Raw genomic sequence first — 16,346 nt, 5'->3', positions numbered from 1 at the left:
TGCACGCAATTGCGCCTTGCATCTATTTGGAAAGATACGTCAAATAACCCCAACCGAGGGGAGAACTACGTGCGAAACGGACGGAGATGGCTAGGGGCGGTGCTGGCGGTGTTGGGCGCTGCGCAGACGGCCTTTGCGGATGAGGTTTCGGTCGCCGTCGCGTCGAACTTTGCCAAGCCACTCGCCTATCTTGCGCAAACCTTCGAAGAAGAAACGGGCCATTCCGTCGCGATCGCATCTGGTTCTAGCGGCAAGATTTTCGCGCAAATAGAGCAGGGCGCGCCCTTCGATATTTTCCTATCTGCAGATCAGTTGCGCCCGCAACGCCTTGCCGAAGAACGAAACACCAAGGTGGCGGCATACGCCCAAGGGCGTCTGGCGATGGTGTCCCGCAGAGACGCACCGCCGATCTCTCAAGCCCGCATCGGCATCGCAGAACCAGCACTCGCCCCTTATGGTGTCGCCGCAGAACGCGCGCTTGCGTCACTGGGGTATGACCTCAGCGAATTGGACATCATCACGGGCCAGAGCGTTGCGAATGTCGCGAGTTTTCTACAATCGGGTAACATTGACGTGGGCTTCCTCGCTTACTCACAGGCCTTTCCGTCGCCTGAATACATTACCAAAGTCATCGACGATCCGACGCTGACGCAATCCATGGTGCTTCTGTCGGAGACAGACGCCGCACTCGCTTTCTTTGAGTATTTGCAGTCCGAGAAGGTCCGTCGCGAATTGCCAAGCCTCGGCTATTTGGCGCCATCATCTGAAACGTCAGCCCTGATGCCGTTACCAGAACTCCAGACTTCTTTATGGCCTTCCATTCGCCTTTCACTTCAACTTGCAAGCCTTACCACATTGATTTTGTTGATTTTCGGCATTCCCCTCGCGTGGTGGCTTACCGTGACACGATCACGTTTCAGAGCGGTGGTCGAGACAATCACCGCGCTACCGCTTGTTGTTCCTCCAACGGTTTTGGGCTTCTATCTGCTGGTTATGTTTGCCCCTGATACACCCATCGGCAAGTTCTGGGTGCAGGTGACGGGCGAAACACTGACGTTCTCCTTCGCAGGGTTGCTCATCGCTTCAATCCTCTACTCCCTTCCGTTCGCGATACAGCCCCTGCACACGGGATTTCAGGCCGTAGGTCGCTCTACGATTGAGGTCGCGCAGACCATGGGTGCCTCGCGTATTTCTATGTTCAAGAATGTAATTTTGCCGCTCTCTCGTCGCGGGGTACTGACGGCTGCGGTGCTAAGTTTTGCCCATACAATTGGGGAGTTTGGCGTCGTTTTGATGGTCGGCGGAAACCTCCCCGGTAAAACACGAGTCATTTCCATCGAGATCTTCAACCGCGTAGAAGTTCTTGATTACCGTTCTGCGCATCTTCTGGCTGGCGGGCTGCTCATCTTTTCATTCATTGCGCTGTTGATGATCTACAGCATCAACGGTCGCACGCGTGGTGTCGCTGGAGGTCTGTATGATTGACCTCGACATTACGATTGAGCGATCCGGTTATCGCCTAGATGCGGCAATGATGATTGAAGATCAATATGTTACGGGTCTAGTTGGCCCAAGCGGCAGCGGCAAAACGAGCATCCTTCGCGCGCTTGCAGGGCTGGAACAGCCGACATCTGGAACAATTAAATTCGGCGAGCATGTGTGGTTTGACTCAAAGGCCAAAATCAACGTGCCTGCGACGAAGCGCAGAGTAGGATTTGTGTTTCAAAACATACGCTTATTCCCCCACCTTAGTGTTGCAGGAAACCTTGCGCTGGCCGCAAAATGGGGACGTTCGGCTGGCTTAAGTGACGCGATGGTGTCCGCGCTTGAGTTAACCAACTTGTTGAAAAGGATGCCATCAACGCTTTCAGGTGGCGAGGCCCGTCGTGTCGCGTTAGCGCGCGCCTTGGCACAGTCACCGCAACTCTTGCTTCTGGATGAGCCATTAAGTGGGCTGGACCCAGCCCAAAAAGAACGCATCCTGCCCGCTGTCGCACGAGCAATCGAGCTGGCAAACATTCCCGCGCTCTTTGTTTCACATGAGCCCGATGACGTTCAAAAATTGTGCGAAGCTCAGTACAAAATTCAGGGTGAAGCCCGCCAGTACGCGACTGCTCTGAGCGCGAGTTATGGGAATTATGTTTCGGTACAGGTAACAGACAAAGCGCCGCAAATATCGGTTAAAGTCGACCAAACAGAACTCAAGCTCCCCGCCGATCTATTGTGCGAACACTTGCCCGAGCGGGGCGCAATGAACCTCTACTTTGACGCCAATTCTGCCTTTATCTCTGGTCCGGATACGATTGCACCTCAAGGATTTGTCGCGCTTCCATTCTCAATCGATGAGGTAGGCAGCATTAGGTGCGGTGGTCACAAGCTGGAGTTAATTACTCTCGAAAAGCAATTGGTCGAGGCGCGACATCCTGCGGAAGCGTTGCTTTTTGTCCGGCCGATCGCATTGCGCAGGCCCAAAATTTGATTCGAGTGGTAACTAGGCAGTATCGAAAGCTGAGCCGCAAACATATGCGCTTCGTTTAGACGGCAAAACTCCTTTCAACTCGTAATTGCATGCCCGTATTGGCCGTTTACTGCGCTACGAGAAGCGCCTTTCCGTAAGTCTCTATGATGTATCGATAATTCTATGGAGTAGTGTTCCATCGCACCCGTCTTACGCGAGAGCGCATTGTCACGACGCAGTGAATTCGACTTTGTAAACAGTGTGTTAACCAAGAAGAGTTCATTTTTCGCTATCGAAATGCGCGAAGCCTGTTACAATCAAGATATAGTGGTCGACGTCCTAATTTTAACTGTTCGACAATAATCCATAATTATACTGTCGAACTTACGATTGGGCTTCAAGCCACGGTAATCAAACGATGTTTTGTGTTTAGGCATTGTTGAGTAGTACGTCGCGCTTTGTTTGGTGTGATGATGTGATCGGTTGCCCATGTTGGGTGATCAAGGTGCTGGTTTTCTGGTTGTCGCGGAGCGCGGCTGGAAGGTTAGAGAGAGTGTTATGAGTCTTAAGAGTAATGATTTCGCGCAGAGCGACAGTGATAAAGTCACCCCCTGTTTTACGTCCGGAACCGTAATTGCCACCACAAATGGCGAAAAACCGGTTGAGACTCTCGCGGCCGGTGACATGGTCATCACCCGCGATAACGGCATTCAGGAAATTAGATGGGTTGGGTCGCGGGAAATGAACGCAGAAGAACTTCGATCTAACGCACATCTTGTTCCCGTTCTAATCCGCGCTGGGGCGCTTGGGATGGGGCTTCCGGAGCGGGATATGCTGGTCTCACCCAACCATCGAATGCTGATTGCGAGTGATCGTACGGCGCTATTTTTTGAAGACCGGGAGGTGTTTGCCTCTGCGAAGCATCTGATTAACAGCCGCGATATTATTACTGCGTCTGATCGCAAGACGACCTACATTCATTTTATGTTTGAAAGACATGAAGTCGTGTTGGCCAACGGCGCGTGGACAGAGAGCTTCCAGCCAGACGATAATTCCCTAAAGGGTATCGGAAATGCGCAGCGGGTAGAGATTCTGGAGCTCTTTCCAGAGTTAGCAACGCGCGATGGCCGTGCAAATTACGGCGCCGCGCGCAAGACACTGAGCAGTAAAGAGGCCAAACTTCTCGCTGAGTAAATCCTAACGACTGGCGCGCCACGCGGCCCAATCTTTTGGGGTGTCCAGATCGAGGTTTGCGCGGTCATCGGCGAGCGGGATGAGTGCAACCCGATCTGTATGTTTCTTGATGATATCACGAGGTCCTATATCACCCTTTAGTGTTTCGAATTCGGAGAATGTCCAGTTGGGGAGCATAACGGGATGGCCGGCCTCGCCGTTCTTGGTTGCGGCACGCATGATTGGCTGATCAGGGAACATCGCGTAGGCGGATATCAAGAGCGCCATATCCTGACCCGTGATGTCTGGCATATCAGGAAGGGCCACCATCAGGGCGCTGATTTGCCCGTCCAAATGCGAGGTAATTGCACGAAAGCTCGCCGACATTCCGCTTGCCGCGTCCGGCACAGTCACGCCCGTTACATTCAGGCCTTCTATTGCTGAAGCGCGCTCGGACCCTGGCGGAAGCGTCACGAACACCTTGGCTCCAGTTGCAATTGCACGCTTCGCAACGCGTCGCAGGATGGGCTCTCCGTCGATGTCTTCGAGAAGTTTGTCGCGGCCTTGCATCCGAGAGGAAGCACCCGCGGCGGGAATGAGAATAGCGATATCTTTCATGGGCGGAGCATGGCCTGAACGCTAGAAGACAGCAATAACGAAAAAGGCCCAAGCGTGGATGCTCGGGCCTTTCAACAGCGTTAACTTTGACTCTAGCGTTCGGGAACAAGCCCGCGCGGGCTGAACCTTAGCACCAGAAGAAGCACAATCCCCATCGTCATCAGGCGCATATGCGCGGCACTGTCGATTAGGTGGCTCTTGAGTGTGCCATCCTGCATTCCGGATGTGATTGTCTGCATCACGAAGTTGCCGAGTGGCTCGACCTGAACCCAGAGGAACCAAACAAGGAAGCCACCGAGAACCGCGCCGTAGTTGTTGCCAGAGCCACCAACGATCACCATCACCCAGATTAGGAAAGTAAACCGCAGCGGTTGGAACGACGACGGCGTTAGCTGACTATCGAGTGTCACCATCATCGCGCCCGCAATGCCGCATACCGCAGAGCCGAGGACGAAGATTTGCAGGTGGCGCTTGGTAACGTCTTTGCCCATGGCTTCTGCTGCGGTTTCATTATCGCGGATGGCGCGCATCATGCGACCCCATGGCGACTTGAGCGCGAGCTGTGAGAGAACCAGCAGGAGAACCAGAACCACCGTAAAGAGCACGCTATAGCTAAGCTTCACATACACGGTCGAGGCCGTCACCGGATCCAAGCCGAGCTTTGCCGCACCCGCAACGAAGGACTCGCTGTTTTGTAGGTCGACCTCATAGGCAACAGGACGCGGGATGCCGATAACGTTTTTCACGCCACGAGCAAGCCAGTCCTCGTTCTTCATTACGGCGATAACGATCTCGGCAATACCGAGCGTGGCAATCGCGAGGTAATCTGACCGCAAACCAAGCGCCGTTTTCCCGATGAGCCACGCAACGCCAGCGGCAAGCAAACCACCAGCAGGCCACGCCAGCAGAACTGGCAAGCCAAGCCCACCAATATTGCCCGTAACGGCCGGATTGATCGCCTCGATTGCCTCAACGGCTGGGTCGAATATCGCGCGATACACAAAGAACCCGACGACAAGGATTGCCGCCACACCCAAGAAGCGCACGCGCCCTTTGGGTAGGTTGCGATTAGCATAGATCGCGGCAACAATCGTTGCAGCACCCATCAGAAGGCCAGCGATAACGCCTAGACCACCTGCGCTCCATGCCTCGCGTGTCGGAGGTGTAGCCACAAGAACTGTCGCAAGGCCACCAAGGGCAACGAAGCCCATAACACCCACGTTAAATAGGCCTGCAAAACCCCATTGAAGGTTCACGCCAAGCGCCATGATCGCGGAAATTATCCCCATGTTCAGGATAACAAGCGCCGAGTTCCAGCTCTGGAAGAAGCCCGTACCAAGAATTAAGAGCGCAACAACAAGGGTGAGGGCGGGGGCACGCATAGACTGTGTCATACCGATTTCCCTTTAAACAGGCCCGTAGGGCGGAACAGAAGAACAATGATCAAGATCGCAAAGCTCACCGCGAATTTGTAATCCGTCGAGAGAAGTTGCACCAAACCATCGGGCTCAAGGCTTTCAGGGAGCAGATAACCCAGCACCTTTTTGAAGGCATAGGTCACGGTCACCTCGGAGAACGCGATGACAAAGCCACCCGCAATCGCCCCGATTGGATTTCCAAGACCGCCAACAATCGCACTGGCGAAAATCGGTAGCAATAGCTGGAAATAGGTGAACGGTTTGAAGGATTTATCCAACCCGTAAAGCACACCAGCAATCGTCGCCAACGCCGCAACGATGATCCATGTCACCATCACAACACGCTCGGGGTTAATACCCGAAAGCAACGCCAGATCTTCGTTGTCACTAAAGGCGCGCATGGATTTACCTGTACGCGTGCGGTTCAGGAAGTAGAACAGCGCAGCAACCACGATCACCGCAGTCACAACCGTAATCCCTTGCGATACGCGGATCGCGAGACCTTCGCTAAGGCCTGTCATATCCTTGAAACCACGAGCGGAAATGATGAAACGTTCACCATCGGCGAAACGCTGATCACCTGTGCCAATGATAAACCGCACAAGGCCGTTCATCACGAACATGACGCCGAGCGATACGATCACAAGAATAACAGGCGCTGCTTTTTGCTCTCGGTAGAATTTATAAACAACGCGATCTGTGCCGAGCAATAGAAGCGAAGTCCCCAAGATACCAAAGGGCAGGGCGAGCAGGGCGGTTGGAAGTGGACCAAAGCTGATCCCCATGGATTGGAACCACCACGTAAACAGAATGGTTACCATTGTACCAAAGGCCATCGTGTCGCCATGCGCAAAGTTTGAGAAGCGCAAGATGCCGTAAATCAGCGTAACCCCCAGCGCCCCAAGCGCCAATTGGCTACCGTAGGCAATGGCCGGAATAAACACGAAATTGGCCAATGCGACGAGTGCGTTTAGAATGTCCATCTCAGCCCCCCAAGAACGATTTGCGAACTTCGGGGTCAGCAAGAAGCGCCTGGCCCGTGTCTGTGAAGCGGTTGCGCCCTTGAACGAGAACATAACCTTTATCAGCGATTTCAAGCGCTTGTCGTGCGTTCTGCTCAACCATCAGAATTGAGATACCTGTTTTTGCAACTTCGATGATCCGATCAAAAAGCTCGTCCATCACAATCGGAGAAACACCCGCTGTCGGTTCATCGAGCATCAGAAGCTTGGGTTTTGTCATCAACGCGCGGCCGACGGCCACCTGTTGACGCTGCCCGCCCGAAAGCTCGCCCGCGCTTTGAAGGCGCTTTTCGCGAAGGATGGGGAACAACTCATAGACCTGCTCAAGCGTATCACTGAAATCATCCGTGCGAATAAACGCGCCCATCTCTAAGTTTTCTTCAACGGTCATCGAGGTAAAGATATTCTGGGTTTGCGGAACAAATCCCATGCCCATACCCACGCGCGCTTGCGGTGATAGTTTGGTGATATCCTCGCCATCGAGCGTCACAGTGCCCGTGTGGATGTTCAACATACCAAAAACGGCCTTCATCGCGGTGGATTTCCCCGCGCCGTTTGGGCCAACGATAACGGCGATTTCGCCTTTGTTTACTGTCAGAGTACAGTCATGCAGAATATCCGCGCCTGTCCCATAGCCGCCGGTCATGCCCGCGGCGTTCAGATATGGATCGCTCATGCGTTGGCTCCTACGGTTTTATTCTTTAGACCCGTACCAAGGTAGGCTTCGATCACGTGCTCGTTGGCTTTGATCTCGTCGAGTGTCCCTTCGGCAAGGACTTTGCCCTCGGCCATACAAATCACCGGATCGCAGAGCCGCCCGATAAAGTCCATGTCGTGCTCGATCACAACGAAAGTATAACCGCGCTCTTTGTTTAGACGGATGATCGCATCGCCAATGGTGTTCAGAAGCGTGCGATTTACACCCGCGCCAACTTCATCAAGGAAAACGATCTTGGCGTCGACCATCATCGTGCGGCCAAGCTCTAGCAGCTTTTTCTGTCCACCAGATAGGTTGCCTGCTTTTTCGTCCTTGAGGTGGTCGATCGTGAGGAATTCCAGCACCTCATCCGCTTTTTTTAGAAGGGCGGCTTCCTCTTGGGCGACCTGTCCGCGCTTGAACCATGCGTTCCACAGGGTTTCGCCTGCTTGTGCGCCGGGAACCATCATCAGGTTTTCTCGAACGGTCATCGATGAAAATTCATGTGCAATCTGGAACGTGCGCAGAAGTCCTTTTTCGAACAACTCATGTGGCGGTAGACCCGTGATGTCCTCGCCCCCCATGGTCACGCGTCCCGATGTTGGCGGCAATACTCCCGCGATAACATTAAACAGCGTGGTTTTCCCCGCGCCGTTCGGACCAATCAATCCCGTAATTGATCCTTCTTTAATCGATAGGCTCGCGCCATCCACTGCATGGAAGCCACCAAAGTGCTTATGCAGATCCTCGACCACAATCATAGATTATCCCCTCAGTGCAGCTCATGAAGAACAGGCTGCAACTTATTGAAACAGCCCGGAAATAATCCGGGCTGTTCAGTTGATTCAAGAGTGATTAACGGTACTGAGCCGTTGCAATTTCACCGTCTTTGATTTCGATTTCACGATAGTTACCAGCACTTTCGCCTGGTCCGATAAGTTCAACCGCAGATGCGCCAACATAGTCAACTTCCCCGCCACCAGCGAGAATTTCGAGCGCTTTTGCCAACTCACCAGGGTAGATTTTCTCACCCGGAGCGTTTGCAACTTTTACTACGTGGTCTTTGAAATCGGCGGACTCAGTTGAGCCAGCAGATTGCATCGCGAGCATGATGAGGGCAGCAGCGTCATAGCTTTCGCCAGCGAATGCGCCTGTGCCGTCAAAACCGTTGGCTGCGCCAAGCTCTTGCATAACTGCTGCGCCGGGGCTGTCTGTGCCTGGGTGCTGACCGAAGGAACCGTTGATGTCAGAACCGAAGTTAGACACGAGTGTTTCGGAAACCATGCCGTCAGGGAAGACGAATGTGTCGAAAGCACCGGAGTCAAGCGACGCTTGGATGATGCCCGAACCACCTTGGTCAACGTAACCTGCGATCACAAGAACTTCGCCGCCAGCAGATGCAAGCGCACCAACCTCAGCAGAGTAGTCTGCTTTGCCGTCTTCGTGGGCAGTGTTGATTGTTACTGTGCCGCCAGCTTCTTCGAATGCTGCTGCGAACGCATCAGCCAAGCCTTTGCCATAGTCGTTGTTTGTATATGTTACGGCAACTTCTTTGATGCCGCGGTCCATAATAACCTCTGTCATCACAACGCCTTGACGCGCATCGGATGGTGATGTCCGGAAGAACAAGCCGTTATCTTCAGCAGTGGAAAGGCCCGGGGATGTCGCAGAAGGCGAAATCATTACGATGCCGTTTGGAACCGCAACGTTCGCAAGCGCAGCACCGGTTACCCCAGAACAGTCACCACCGATAAGAGCTTTAACACCTTCACTTGTGATCAGACGCTCAGCCGCAGCAGTCGCAGCACCAGCATCGATACAAGTTGTGTCACCGCGAACTGCAGTAACAGTCGTTCCGTCCAAAAGCTTGCCAGATTCCGAAACCTCTTTGATCGCGAGTTCGGCAGCTGGGCCCATCTCTGCAACCATTGATTCAATTGGCCCTGTGAAACCGAGGAATACGCCGAGTTTGATTTCCTCAGCGGATGCACCCGTACCAACCAGTGCCGCAGCTGTAGTCGCTAGTAGCAACTTCTTCATATCTTTCTCCCTTGTTGGACTGGATCGAACGTCCAGATAATAGAGAGAGGTTATTCATGAGTTTCCCGCTTGAAAAGGGGATTTTCCCTGATTTTGATCAAAAAGCGGGTTTAATTTCGCATTCACTTTGATCGCGCGGAGTTTCCCCTACGTAAGACCTGCGTAGTAATTGGTATTTATGGCGCGATTGCGTGGATGGTTTGAACACCGCGCTCACGATAGGGCGTGGTGCTATACTGTGCGCGATAGCACTTCGAGAAGTGACTCGCCGAGGAAAACCCGCAAGCCAAGGCAACATTAATCACGCTCATATCCGTTTGCATCAATAGGTTACGCGCCTTTTGAAGGCGGATTTCCATATAGAATCGTTTTGGCGAGCGATTGAGGTAGCGACGGAAAAGACGCTCAAGCTGCCGCGTACTTAACCCAACATTCTGGGCGAGGGTGGCGGGGCTTATGGGATCTTCGAGGTTGCTTTCCATCGTTTGGATCACCTCGGATAGTTTATGATGACGCACGCCAAACCGACTGGGCACCGATAGGCGCGGGGAATCGCGCTCGGTCCGAATAGACGTGTAAACAAGCTGATCAGCCACAGCGCTCGCCAGCTCCTCGCCATGATCTTCGGCGATCAATTTAAGCATGAGGTCAATCGAGCTTGTGCCGCCGGCGGTCGTTATCACCTTGCCGTCAATGACAAAAACCGAGTTGCTGAGCGTGACATTGGGGAAATCTTCTTCGAAACTGTCGTGGTTTTCCCAATGAATTGCGGCGCGTTTTCCATCCAGCAATCCCGCCTTGGCCAAAACATGCGCAGAGGTGCAAAGCCCGCCCAGCGTAACCCCGCGACGTCCTTCGCGGCGAATCCAATTCAGAAGCTTCTGCGTTGTCGCGTCACGAATCTTGACCCCACCACAGAGCATAATCGTGTCGTCATGGTTCAATTCAACCAGATCACTATCCACATTAAACTCAACAAGCGCAGAGCTGGTGACGGAATTACCATCCTCGCTCAGAAGTTTCCATTCATAGAGGGGCAATCGCGACATCCGATTGGCAATTCGCAGCGCTTCTACGGCACTCGAGAAGCACATCATTGTAAAATTATCTAACAAAACAAAGGCAAAGCGGCGCGGCTTGACGTTTTCTGTTTTGATTTCAACGGTATCACGACTCAAGTTCATTCCTCCGGAAGTCAAGCCCATAGGGTACGGAACCAGCTTTCAAATCACGGCGCAAGAGAGAAAAGTCAGGCGGTAACACGAATTAATCCCGTTTATGGGGCTTTGGAGTGTTGGCAATTGCCTTCTACGGGGCCTATAACACTCGAACATTTATTTTTTGGAGCAAAGACGATGACAAATTGGCAAAAATCTGGTTGGCGTGCAAAACCACGGATCCAGATGCCCGAGTATACGGATCAGGCCGCGCTGGAGGCCGTGGAGGCTCAGCTAGCGAAATATCCGCCGCTCGTCTTTGCGGGTGAGGTTCGGACTCTCAAGAAATCTCTTGCGGCTGCGAGCCGTGGCGACGCATTCCTTTTGCAGGGCGGCGATTGTGCAGAGAGCTTTGAGCAATTTTCGGCGGATGGTATTCGCGACACATTCAAAGTGATGTTGCAAATGGCGATGGTCCTCACTTACGGCGCCAAGGTGCCTGTGGTGAAGGTTGGTCGTATGGCTGGCCAATTCGCCAAGCCGCGCTCAGCGCCAACCGAAACAGTGAATGGTGTGGAATTACCAAGCTACCGTGGTGACATCATTAACGAGTTGCCATTCACGGCAGAGGCCCGAATTCCGAACCCGTCCAAGATGTTGCAAGCCTACACACAGGCCGCCGCGACACTGAACTTGGTTCGTGCGTTCAGCCAAGGCGGCTATGCCGATGTGCATCAGGTCCACGCTTGGACGCTTGGCTTTACCGAGGCCGACAACGCTGCACGCTACCGCGATATGGCCGCTCGTATCTCTGATACGCTCGACTTCATGAAAGCGGCGGGTGTTACGGATGACGCGGCGCACACGCTATCTTCGGTTGATTTCTACACATCGCACGAAGGTCTGTTGCTGGAATATGAAGAAGCGCTTTGCCGCATCGATTCCACATCCGGCCTGCCGATTGCTGGCTCTGGTCACATGATCTGGATTGGCGATCGTACACGTCAGCCCGATGGCGCGCATGTTGAGTTCTGTCGCGGTGTGCAGAACCCGATTGGCCTCAAGTGTGGTCCAACAACGACCGCAGAGGACCTCAAAGTTCTGATGGCGAAACTGAACCCCGAGAACGAAGCAGGGCGTCTGACGTTGATCGCGCGCTTTGGTGCGGGCAGCGTTGGCGATCACCTACCGCGTTTGATCAAAACTGTCCAAGAAGAGGGCGCGAACGTTCTCTGGACGTGCGATCCAATGCACGGGAATACGATCAAATCTGAGTCAGGTTACAAGACACGTCCGTTCGATAGCGTACTGCGCGAAGTGCGGGAATTCTTTGAAATCCACAACGCTTCGGGCACAGTTCCAGGTGGCGTGCATTTTGAGATGACCGGTCAGGACGTAACCGAATGTACAGGCGGTGTTCGCGCTGTAACGGACGAGGGCCTGTCTGATCGTTACCACACAGCCTGCGATCCACGTTTGAACGCGAGCCAATCCCTTGAGCTTGCATTCCTCGTCGCAGAAGAGCTGGCCAATCGTACAGAAACTGCGAAAGCAACGATCGCAAGCTAATCTGTCATGATTTTATGAAAGGCCCCGCACTTGAGTAGAGTGCGGGGCCTTTTTCGTTTAATTATCAAACGTTAAGAGGCGAAGCTTAGGCCGCCCTTTGTGCCGGAACTCCGTTGCGGGTTCCTGAAATCCAGAGGCAACAGGCGCCTGATCTTCGGTGATTTCCTCGACTGCGCGCGGGATCGCGGGGCCGCCGCTAACCTGCGTTAGTCTTCGCTCAGTTACCTCAAAACGACGCGGGCCGCGGCCGATTTCGCCTGTGGTGACAAAGCAGCCAAGGATACGCGTAACATCGCCAAGGTCACTTTTGAGTGGCAATAGAACGATCTTGCCCGACAGTGGCGGCTTACCGATCCCCTTATCCGACTCCAGCGTTATGTCTGCAATTTCTGGACCGTTGAAAACCGCTTCCAAGATATCGCTCATGTCTTTGCGCGCGGTCGGACAAAAGAACGCGGTGAAGGGCATACCGCGCACTTCCATTCCCATAAGGTCCGACATATGCGCGCCAGCAAGGCGAATACGCGCCATTCCGGGCGCGATACGTTCAAGGATAAACGCGTTCTCAAGCGCAGGCTCAATCCCGCGCGGGTCAACTTCGCTGCGCATCGGAACAGCGCGCCCCGCGCGCAAACCATCCCAATAGGCGATAACTGCGTTGATAGCGGGATAGGACATGACCTGCCTGAACTCCTTAATATCTACTATATTGTTCTCTGTTGTACTCTGCATGGCCGTAGCCCTCACTCGTTAAGCCCACCGATCAAACTAACTACTTGGATGCGTTGGGTTATTGTTCCGTGCGGAGGCCTCTGTTAACCTTATCTCCGCACTTGTTACTCAAGTGTTAACATAAGTGCTTTCGCACGGTTTTGGGGAGATTTCGGGTAATATGGTTAACTCAATGACGAGCTTTGCTACCCATTCAGGTGGGGATGACCTATACGAATGGGTATGGGAGATGCGCGGCGTGAACGCCCGAGGGCTGGACATACGTCCCCGCGTTCCGGACTGGATTATTGGCCTAGATCAAGAAGTTAAGAGCAAAGTCTCAAGTGAATTCTCCCGTGGTTCCATTCAGCTTTCTCTCAAGATCAACCGTACGAACAACGAGCAGATATTAACCATAAATAAGGACGCTCTGAAGCGCACTGTGCTCATGGTTAAGTCGATTGAGAACGTAAGTCGCGACCATAATTTAACCTTGTCTGGGGTCACGGCGCTCGATCTAATCTCGCAAAAAGGGGTACAGGAAACCAACAACGACTCACAGGATACGACCCAACTCAAGGCGTCGATTCTGCGCGATCTTGATATCCTGCTCAAAGCATTCGCAAAAATGCGCGCAAACGAGGGGGCCGTTCTTGGCGAGGTTCTAGAGGATCAGCTTGACCAGATCGAAGAACTCACCAATGCCGCCGCCAAAGAAGCCGAAGCGCGCAAGGATGTAATGGCGCAGACCTTTAAGGACAATGTAGCTAAAATTCTTGATAATTCCGAAGGGCTTGATGAACATCGGATTGCCCAAGAGCTCGCGATCCTTGCAGTCAAGTCGGATGTCACCGAGGAAATTGACCGTTTGCACGCGCATGTTGCTGCTGCACGTGATTTGCTCGACTCTGATACGCCCGTGGGACGCAAGCTTGATTTCCTGTCTCAGGAGTTCAACCGCGAGGCAAACACGCTATGCTCCAAGGCCCAAGCCGTGACTTTGACACGGATCGGGCTTGACCTGAAGGCCGTCATAGATCAGATGCGCGAGCAGGTTCAAAACGTGGAGTAAACATGACAGAGAATGCCGCAAACGCCCGCAGGGGTATCTTGATAATTTTGTCCTCTCCTTCGGGTGCGGGCAAGTCGACCCTCGCAAAACGTTTGATGAAATGGGATCCCACCATGCAGTTCTCTGTCTCGGCCACGACGCGTGCACCGCGCGACGGCGAGGAGCATGGCCGCGAATATTACTTCCATAGCCGCGAGAGTTTTCAGGCGATGGTTGATAACAACGAGATGCTTGAACACGCACAGGTTTTCGACAACTTCTATGGCTCCCCAAAAGCGCCAGTCGTTGAGGCGCTTCAGGCTGGGCATGACGTATTGTTTGATATCGACTGGCAAGGCGGCCAACAGGTTCGCAACTCAATCCGCGCCGAGGATGTTGTCTCGATCTTCGTTCTGCCACCCTCCATCGCGGAGCTTGAGCGCCGCCTTTATGGCCGCAAGCAAGACAGCGAAGAGGTCATCAAAGGCCGCATGGAGCGCAGCAAGGATGAGATCAGCCACTGGGCGGAATATGACTATGTTTTGGTGAATACCGATGTTGATCGCGCCGAAGAAGAAATCCGCGCCATCGTTATGGCAGAGCGCCTTCGCCGCAGTCGTCAAACCGGCCTGATGGACCATGTTCGCAATTTGAATGCAGAATTTGAGGAGCGGGAATGACTGAATATGCACTAGAGGGGCGTATCCCTCGGATAAACGCAGATTGCTGGATTGCACCCGATGCCAATGTGATCGGAGATGTTGTTCTTGAGGCCGCCACCTCTGTCTGGTTCGGCTCAACCTTGCGTGGGGATATGGAACTGATCACCGTTGGTGCGGGGAGTAATATCCAAGAGAACTGTGTTCTGCACACGGACCTCGGCTTTCCACTGGTGATCGGGGCGGGGTGTACCGTGGGGCACAAAGCGATGTTGCATGGTTGTACCCTAGGAGAAAACACGCTGATCGGCATGGGTGCGACTGTCCTGAACGGCGCCAAGATCGGCAAGAATTGTCTGATCGGGGCAGGGGCGTTGATCACTGAAGGGAAAGAAATCCCTGACGGAAGTCTTGTCATGGGCGCGCCGGGAAAAGTGGTGCGTGAGCTTGATGAAAAAGCCATTGAAAAACTGCGCGGCAGTGCGCTTCACTATCAACAGAATATGCGCCGTTTCATGGGCGGGTTAACTGAAATTTAACGTTACGGCCTAATGCCTTCTCTGGAAATAAACAGGAATTTTCATGTCTGATTCATCCGACGAGTCTCTGGTGCGCCGCACCCCTTGGCCCGAAACAATTTCGCGCGCGGTGGTGACGCCGCTCCAGCCATCGGTTGTTTATGCTTCGCCCAGCCCGGATCGTTTGGATGACCAATACGAGGGCCGCGCCAAGGGGTATACCTATGCGCGCGAGGGGCATCCGAATGCCGACGTGCTTGCCCAAAAGATCGACCAGATGGAAGGCGCACAGGGCGGCATTATCACAAGTTCCGGCATGTCGGCAGTCTCTGCTGTCTTGATGGGCGTATTGCAGGCGGGTGATCACGTTGTTGCGGGAGATCAGCTCTATGGTCGGTCCCTGCGGATGTTAACTCAAGACATGCCGCGCTTTGGCGTTTCGGCGACACTGGCCGATCCAACCGACATCAGCGCCATGCGTGCCGCGATGACACCCGATACCAAGATGATCCTAGTTGAGGTTGTCTCAAACCCCACGCTTCGGGTGGCAGACATGGCGGGGCTTGCGCAATTGGCGCAAGAGACTGGCGCGTTGCTCGTGGTGGACAATACCTTCACCACGCCCCGCGCTTTCCGCCCGTTTGAGCATGGCGCAGATATCGTAATCCATTCCGTAACCAAGCTCCTTGCAGGGCACTCTGATGTGACGCTCGGCTATGCCGTTGCCGAAAATGCGGAACTTCAGAAAAAAATCTATGACACCTCGGTGACGTTCGGTTTCACGCCGAGCCCCTTTGATTGCTGGCTTGCGGAGCGTGGACTTTATTCGTTCAACTTGCGCTATGACCGTGCCGAGGAAAACGCCAAGGCACTCGCCGATCACCTCGCAAGCCTGCCCGCCGTAAAGCGGGTACTCTATCCCACGCGGAGCGATCATCCCGATCATAATCGCGCGGGTGTTCTGATGGGGGAACGCGGCTCGCATATGGTGAGTTTTGAGATTGAGGGCGGTCGCGCCGCGGCCAATGCGCTTACTCTTGCGGCTCCGAACATCGCATTCGCGCCGACGCTGGGCGACATCGGAACAACGCTATCGCATCCTGCAAGCTCGTCGCACCGTGCACTAACCACGGAAGGGCGCGCCGCTCTTGGCATAAGCGAGGGGTTTTTCCGTGTTTCCGTCGGCGTTGAGGATATCGAAGTGCTCAAGGCAGAGTTCACAACAGCGATTGCCGCGACGACCTAAGGCGGCAGG

At 53.8% G+C, this 16,346-nt stretch carries 16 protein-coding genes; 8 read left to right on the top strand and 8 right to left on the bottom strand.

The annotated features are described in order from the left end of the window. Positions 1 to 69: 69 nt before the first annotated feature. The 3 genes from modB (at position 70) to ACFE33_RS08845 (ending at position 3,652) form a co-directional block, all read left to right on the top strand. Positions 70 to 1,485, top strand: coding sequence for a molybdate ABC transporter permease subunit (modB, locus tag ACFE33_RS08855; RefSeq protein WP_380052446.1), 1,416 nt, complete (start codon positions 70 to 72; stop codon positions 1,483 to 1,485). Further along, positions 1,478 to 2,479 carry an ATP-binding cassette domain-containing protein gene (locus ACFE33_RS08850; RefSeq protein ID WP_380052444.1) on the top strand — a complete coding sequence of 334 codons (1,002 nt, stop codon included), beginning with the start codon at positions 1,478 to 1,480 and terminating at the stop codon, positions 2,477 to 2,479. The genes modB and ACFE33_RS08850 overlap by 8 nt, the downstream gene beginning before the upstream one ends. A gap of 537 nt (positions 2,480 to 3,016) precedes the next feature. Next, on the top strand, positions 3,017 to 3,652 hold the full coding sequence (locus ACFE33_RS08845) for a Hint domain-containing protein (protein WP_380052442.1): 636 nt from the start codon (positions 3,017 to 3,019) through the stop codon (positions 3,650 to 3,652). A gap of 3 nt (positions 3,653 to 3,655) precedes the next feature. On the opposite strand, the gene ACFE33_RS08840 is transcribed toward ACFE33_RS08845, so the two are convergent. The 7 genes from ACFE33_RS08840 to ACFE33_RS08810 form a co-directional block, all read right to left on the bottom strand. Continuing rightward, complete coding sequence (locus ACFE33_RS08840; protein WP_380052440.1) at positions 3,656 to 4,249, bottom strand: NTP transferase domain-containing protein; 594 nt, start codon at positions 4,247 to 4,249, stop codon at positions 3,656 to 3,658. Between the two features lie 92 nt (positions 4,250 to 4,341). Next, on the bottom strand, positions 4,342 to 5,643 hold the full coding sequence (locus tag ACFE33_RS08835; RefSeq protein ID WP_380052438.1) for a branched-chain amino acid ABC transporter permease: 1,302 nt from the start codon (positions 5,641 to 5,643) through the stop codon (positions 4,342 to 4,344). Further along, entirely contained in the window at positions 5,640 to 6,650 is a 1,011-nt protein-coding gene (locus ACFE33_RS08830; protein ID WP_380052436.1) for a branched-chain amino acid ABC transporter permease, read from the bottom strand. Before ACFE33_RS08830 ends, ACFE33_RS08835 begins: the two co-directional genes overlap by 4 nt. Position 6,651: 1 nt before the next feature. After that, on the bottom strand, positions 6,652 to 7,365 hold the full coding sequence (locus tag ACFE33_RS08825; protein WP_380052434.1) for an ABC transporter ATP-binding protein: 714 nt from the start codon (positions 7,363 to 7,365) through the stop codon (positions 6,652 to 6,654). Beyond that, positions 7,362 to 8,147 (bottom strand): ABC transporter ATP-binding protein, encoded by a 786-nt coding sequence (locus tag ACFE33_RS08820; RefSeq protein ID WP_380052432.1) that lies wholly within the window; start codon positions 8,145 to 8,147, stop codon positions 7,362 to 7,364. The genes ACFE33_RS08825 and ACFE33_RS08820 overlap by 4 nt, the downstream gene beginning before the upstream one ends. Positions 8,148 to 8,241: 94 nt before the next feature. Then, on the bottom strand, positions 8,242 to 9,426 hold the full coding sequence (locus ACFE33_RS08815) for an ABC transporter substrate-binding protein (protein WP_380052430.1): 1,185 nt from the start codon (positions 9,424 to 9,426) through the stop codon (positions 8,242 to 8,244). 176 nt (positions 9,427 to 9,602) lie between these two features. Continuing rightward, positions 9,603 to 10,610, bottom strand: coding sequence for a GlxA family transcriptional regulator (locus tag ACFE33_RS08810; protein ID WP_380052428.1), 1,008 nt, complete (start codon positions 10,608 to 10,610; stop codon positions 9,603 to 9,605). Positions 10,611 to 10,781: 171 nt separating this feature from the next. Here ACFE33_RS08810 and ACFE33_RS08805 point away from each other — a divergent pair, with 171 nt between their 5' ends. Next, positions 10,782 to 12,152, top strand: coding sequence for a class II 3-deoxy-7-phosphoheptulonate synthase (locus ACFE33_RS08805; protein ID WP_380052426.1), 1,371 nt, complete (start codon positions 10,782 to 10,784; stop codon positions 12,150 to 12,152). Between the two features lie 57 nt (positions 12,153 to 12,209). On the opposite strand, the gene ACFE33_RS08800 is transcribed toward ACFE33_RS08805, so the two are convergent. Then, positions 12,210 to 12,830, bottom strand: coding sequence for a PAS domain-containing protein (locus ACFE33_RS08800; protein WP_380052424.1), 621 nt, complete (start codon positions 12,828 to 12,830; stop codon positions 12,210 to 12,212). A gap of 226 nt (positions 12,831 to 13,056) precedes the next feature. Between ACFE33_RS08800 and ACFE33_RS08795 the strand changes: the two genes are divergently transcribed. Genes ACFE33_RS08795 through ACFE33_RS08780 form a run of 4 tightly spaced genes read left to right on the top strand, consistent with a single transcriptional unit; the run spans position 13,057 to position 16,337 of the window. Further along, the gene (locus tag ACFE33_RS08795) at positions 13,057 to 13,935 is read left to right on the top strand and encodes a YicC/YloC family endoribonuclease (protein ID WP_380052422.1); all 879 of its coding nucleotides are present in this window, start codon (positions 13,057 to 13,059) and stop codon (positions 13,933 to 13,935) included. A gap of 2 nt (positions 13,936 to 13,937) precedes the next feature. Further along, entirely contained in the window at positions 13,938 to 14,594 is a 657-nt protein-coding gene (gene gmk / locus ACFE33_RS08790) for a guanylate kinase (protein ID WP_380052420.1), read from the top strand. After that, positions 14,591 to 15,112 (top strand): gamma carbonic anhydrase family protein, encoded by a 522-nt coding sequence (locus tag ACFE33_RS08785; RefSeq protein ID WP_380052418.1) that lies wholly within the window; start codon positions 14,591 to 14,593, stop codon positions 15,110 to 15,112. The genes gmk and ACFE33_RS08785 overlap by 4 nt, the downstream gene beginning before the upstream one ends. A 43-nt stretch (positions 15,113 to 15,155) precedes the next feature. Then, the gene (locus ACFE33_RS08780; protein WP_380052416.1) at positions 15,156 to 16,337 is read left to right on the top strand and encodes a trans-sulfuration enzyme family protein; all 1,182 of its coding nucleotides are present in this window, start codon (positions 15,156 to 15,158) and stop codon (positions 16,335 to 16,337) included. Positions 16,338 to 16,346 lie beyond the last annotated feature (9 nt).

The organism is Falsihalocynthiibacter sp. SS001 (assembly GCF_042445055.1).
Lineage (GTDB): Bacteria > Pseudomonadota > Alphaproteobacteria > Rhodobacterales > Rhodobacteraceae > Falsihalocynthiibacter.
Note: the sequence above shows the minus strand (reverse complement) of the source record. Positions and strands in the feature narration are given on the sequence as shown.

Bases quoted from the DNA above. Each gene is read 5' to 3' on its own strand.
- ACFE33_RS08850 (WP_380052444.1), top strand. From the start codon at position 1,478: ATGATTGACCTCGACATTACGATTGAGCGATCCGGTTATCGCCTAGAT.
- ACFE33_RS08845 (WP_380052442.1), top strand. From the start codon at position 3,017: ATGAGTCTTAAGAGTAATGATTTCGCGCAGAGCGACAGTGATAAAGTC.
- ACFE33_RS08840 (WP_380052440.1), bottom strand. From the start codon at position 4,249: ATGAAAGATATCGCTATTCTCATTCCCGCCGCGGGTGCTTCCTCTCGG.
- ACFE33_RS08835 (WP_380052438.1), bottom strand. From the start codon at position 5,643: ATGACACAGTCTATGCGTGCCCCCGCCCTCACCCTTGTTGTTGCGCTC.
- ACFE33_RS08830 (WP_380052436.1), bottom strand. From the start codon at position 6,650: ATGGACATTCTAAACGCACTCGTCGCATTGGCCAATTTCGTGTTTATT.
- ACFE33_RS08825 (WP_380052434.1), bottom strand. From the start codon at position 7,365: ATGAGCGATCCATATCTGAACGCCGCGGGCATGACCGGCGGCTATGGG.
- ACFE33_RS08820 (WP_380052432.1), bottom strand. From the start codon at position 8,147: ATGATTGTGGTCGAGGATCTGCATAAGCACTTTGGTGGCTTCCATGCA.
- ACFE33_RS08815 (WP_380052430.1), bottom strand. From the start codon at position 9,426: ATGAAGAAGTTGCTACTAGCGACTACAGCTGCGGCACTGGTTGGTACG.
- ACFE33_RS08810 (WP_380052428.1), bottom strand. From the start codon at position 10,610: ATGAACTTGAGTCGTGATACCGTTGAAATCAAAACAGAAAACGTCAAG.
- ACFE33_RS08805 (WP_380052426.1), top strand. From the start codon at position 10,782: ATGACAAATTGGCAAAAATCTGGTTGGCGTGCAAAACCACGGATCCAG.
- ACFE33_RS08800 (WP_380052424.1), bottom strand. From the start codon at position 12,830: ATGTCCTATCCCGCTATCAACGCAGTTATCGCCTATTGGGATGGTTTG.
- ACFE33_RS08795 (WP_380052422.1), top strand. From the start codon at position 13,057: ATGACGAGCTTTGCTACCCATTCAGGTGGGGATGACCTATACGAATGG.
- gmk (WP_380052420.1), top strand. From the start codon at position 13,938: ATGACAGAGAATGCCGCAAACGCCCGCAGGGGTATCTTGATAATTTTG.
- ACFE33_RS08785 (WP_380052418.1), top strand. From the start codon at position 14,591: ATGACTGAATATGCACTAGAGGGGCGTATCCCTCGGATAAACGCAGAT.
- ACFE33_RS08780 (WP_380052416.1), top strand. From the start codon at position 15,156: ATGTCTGATTCATCCGACGAGTCTCTGGTGCGCCGCACCCCTTGGCCC.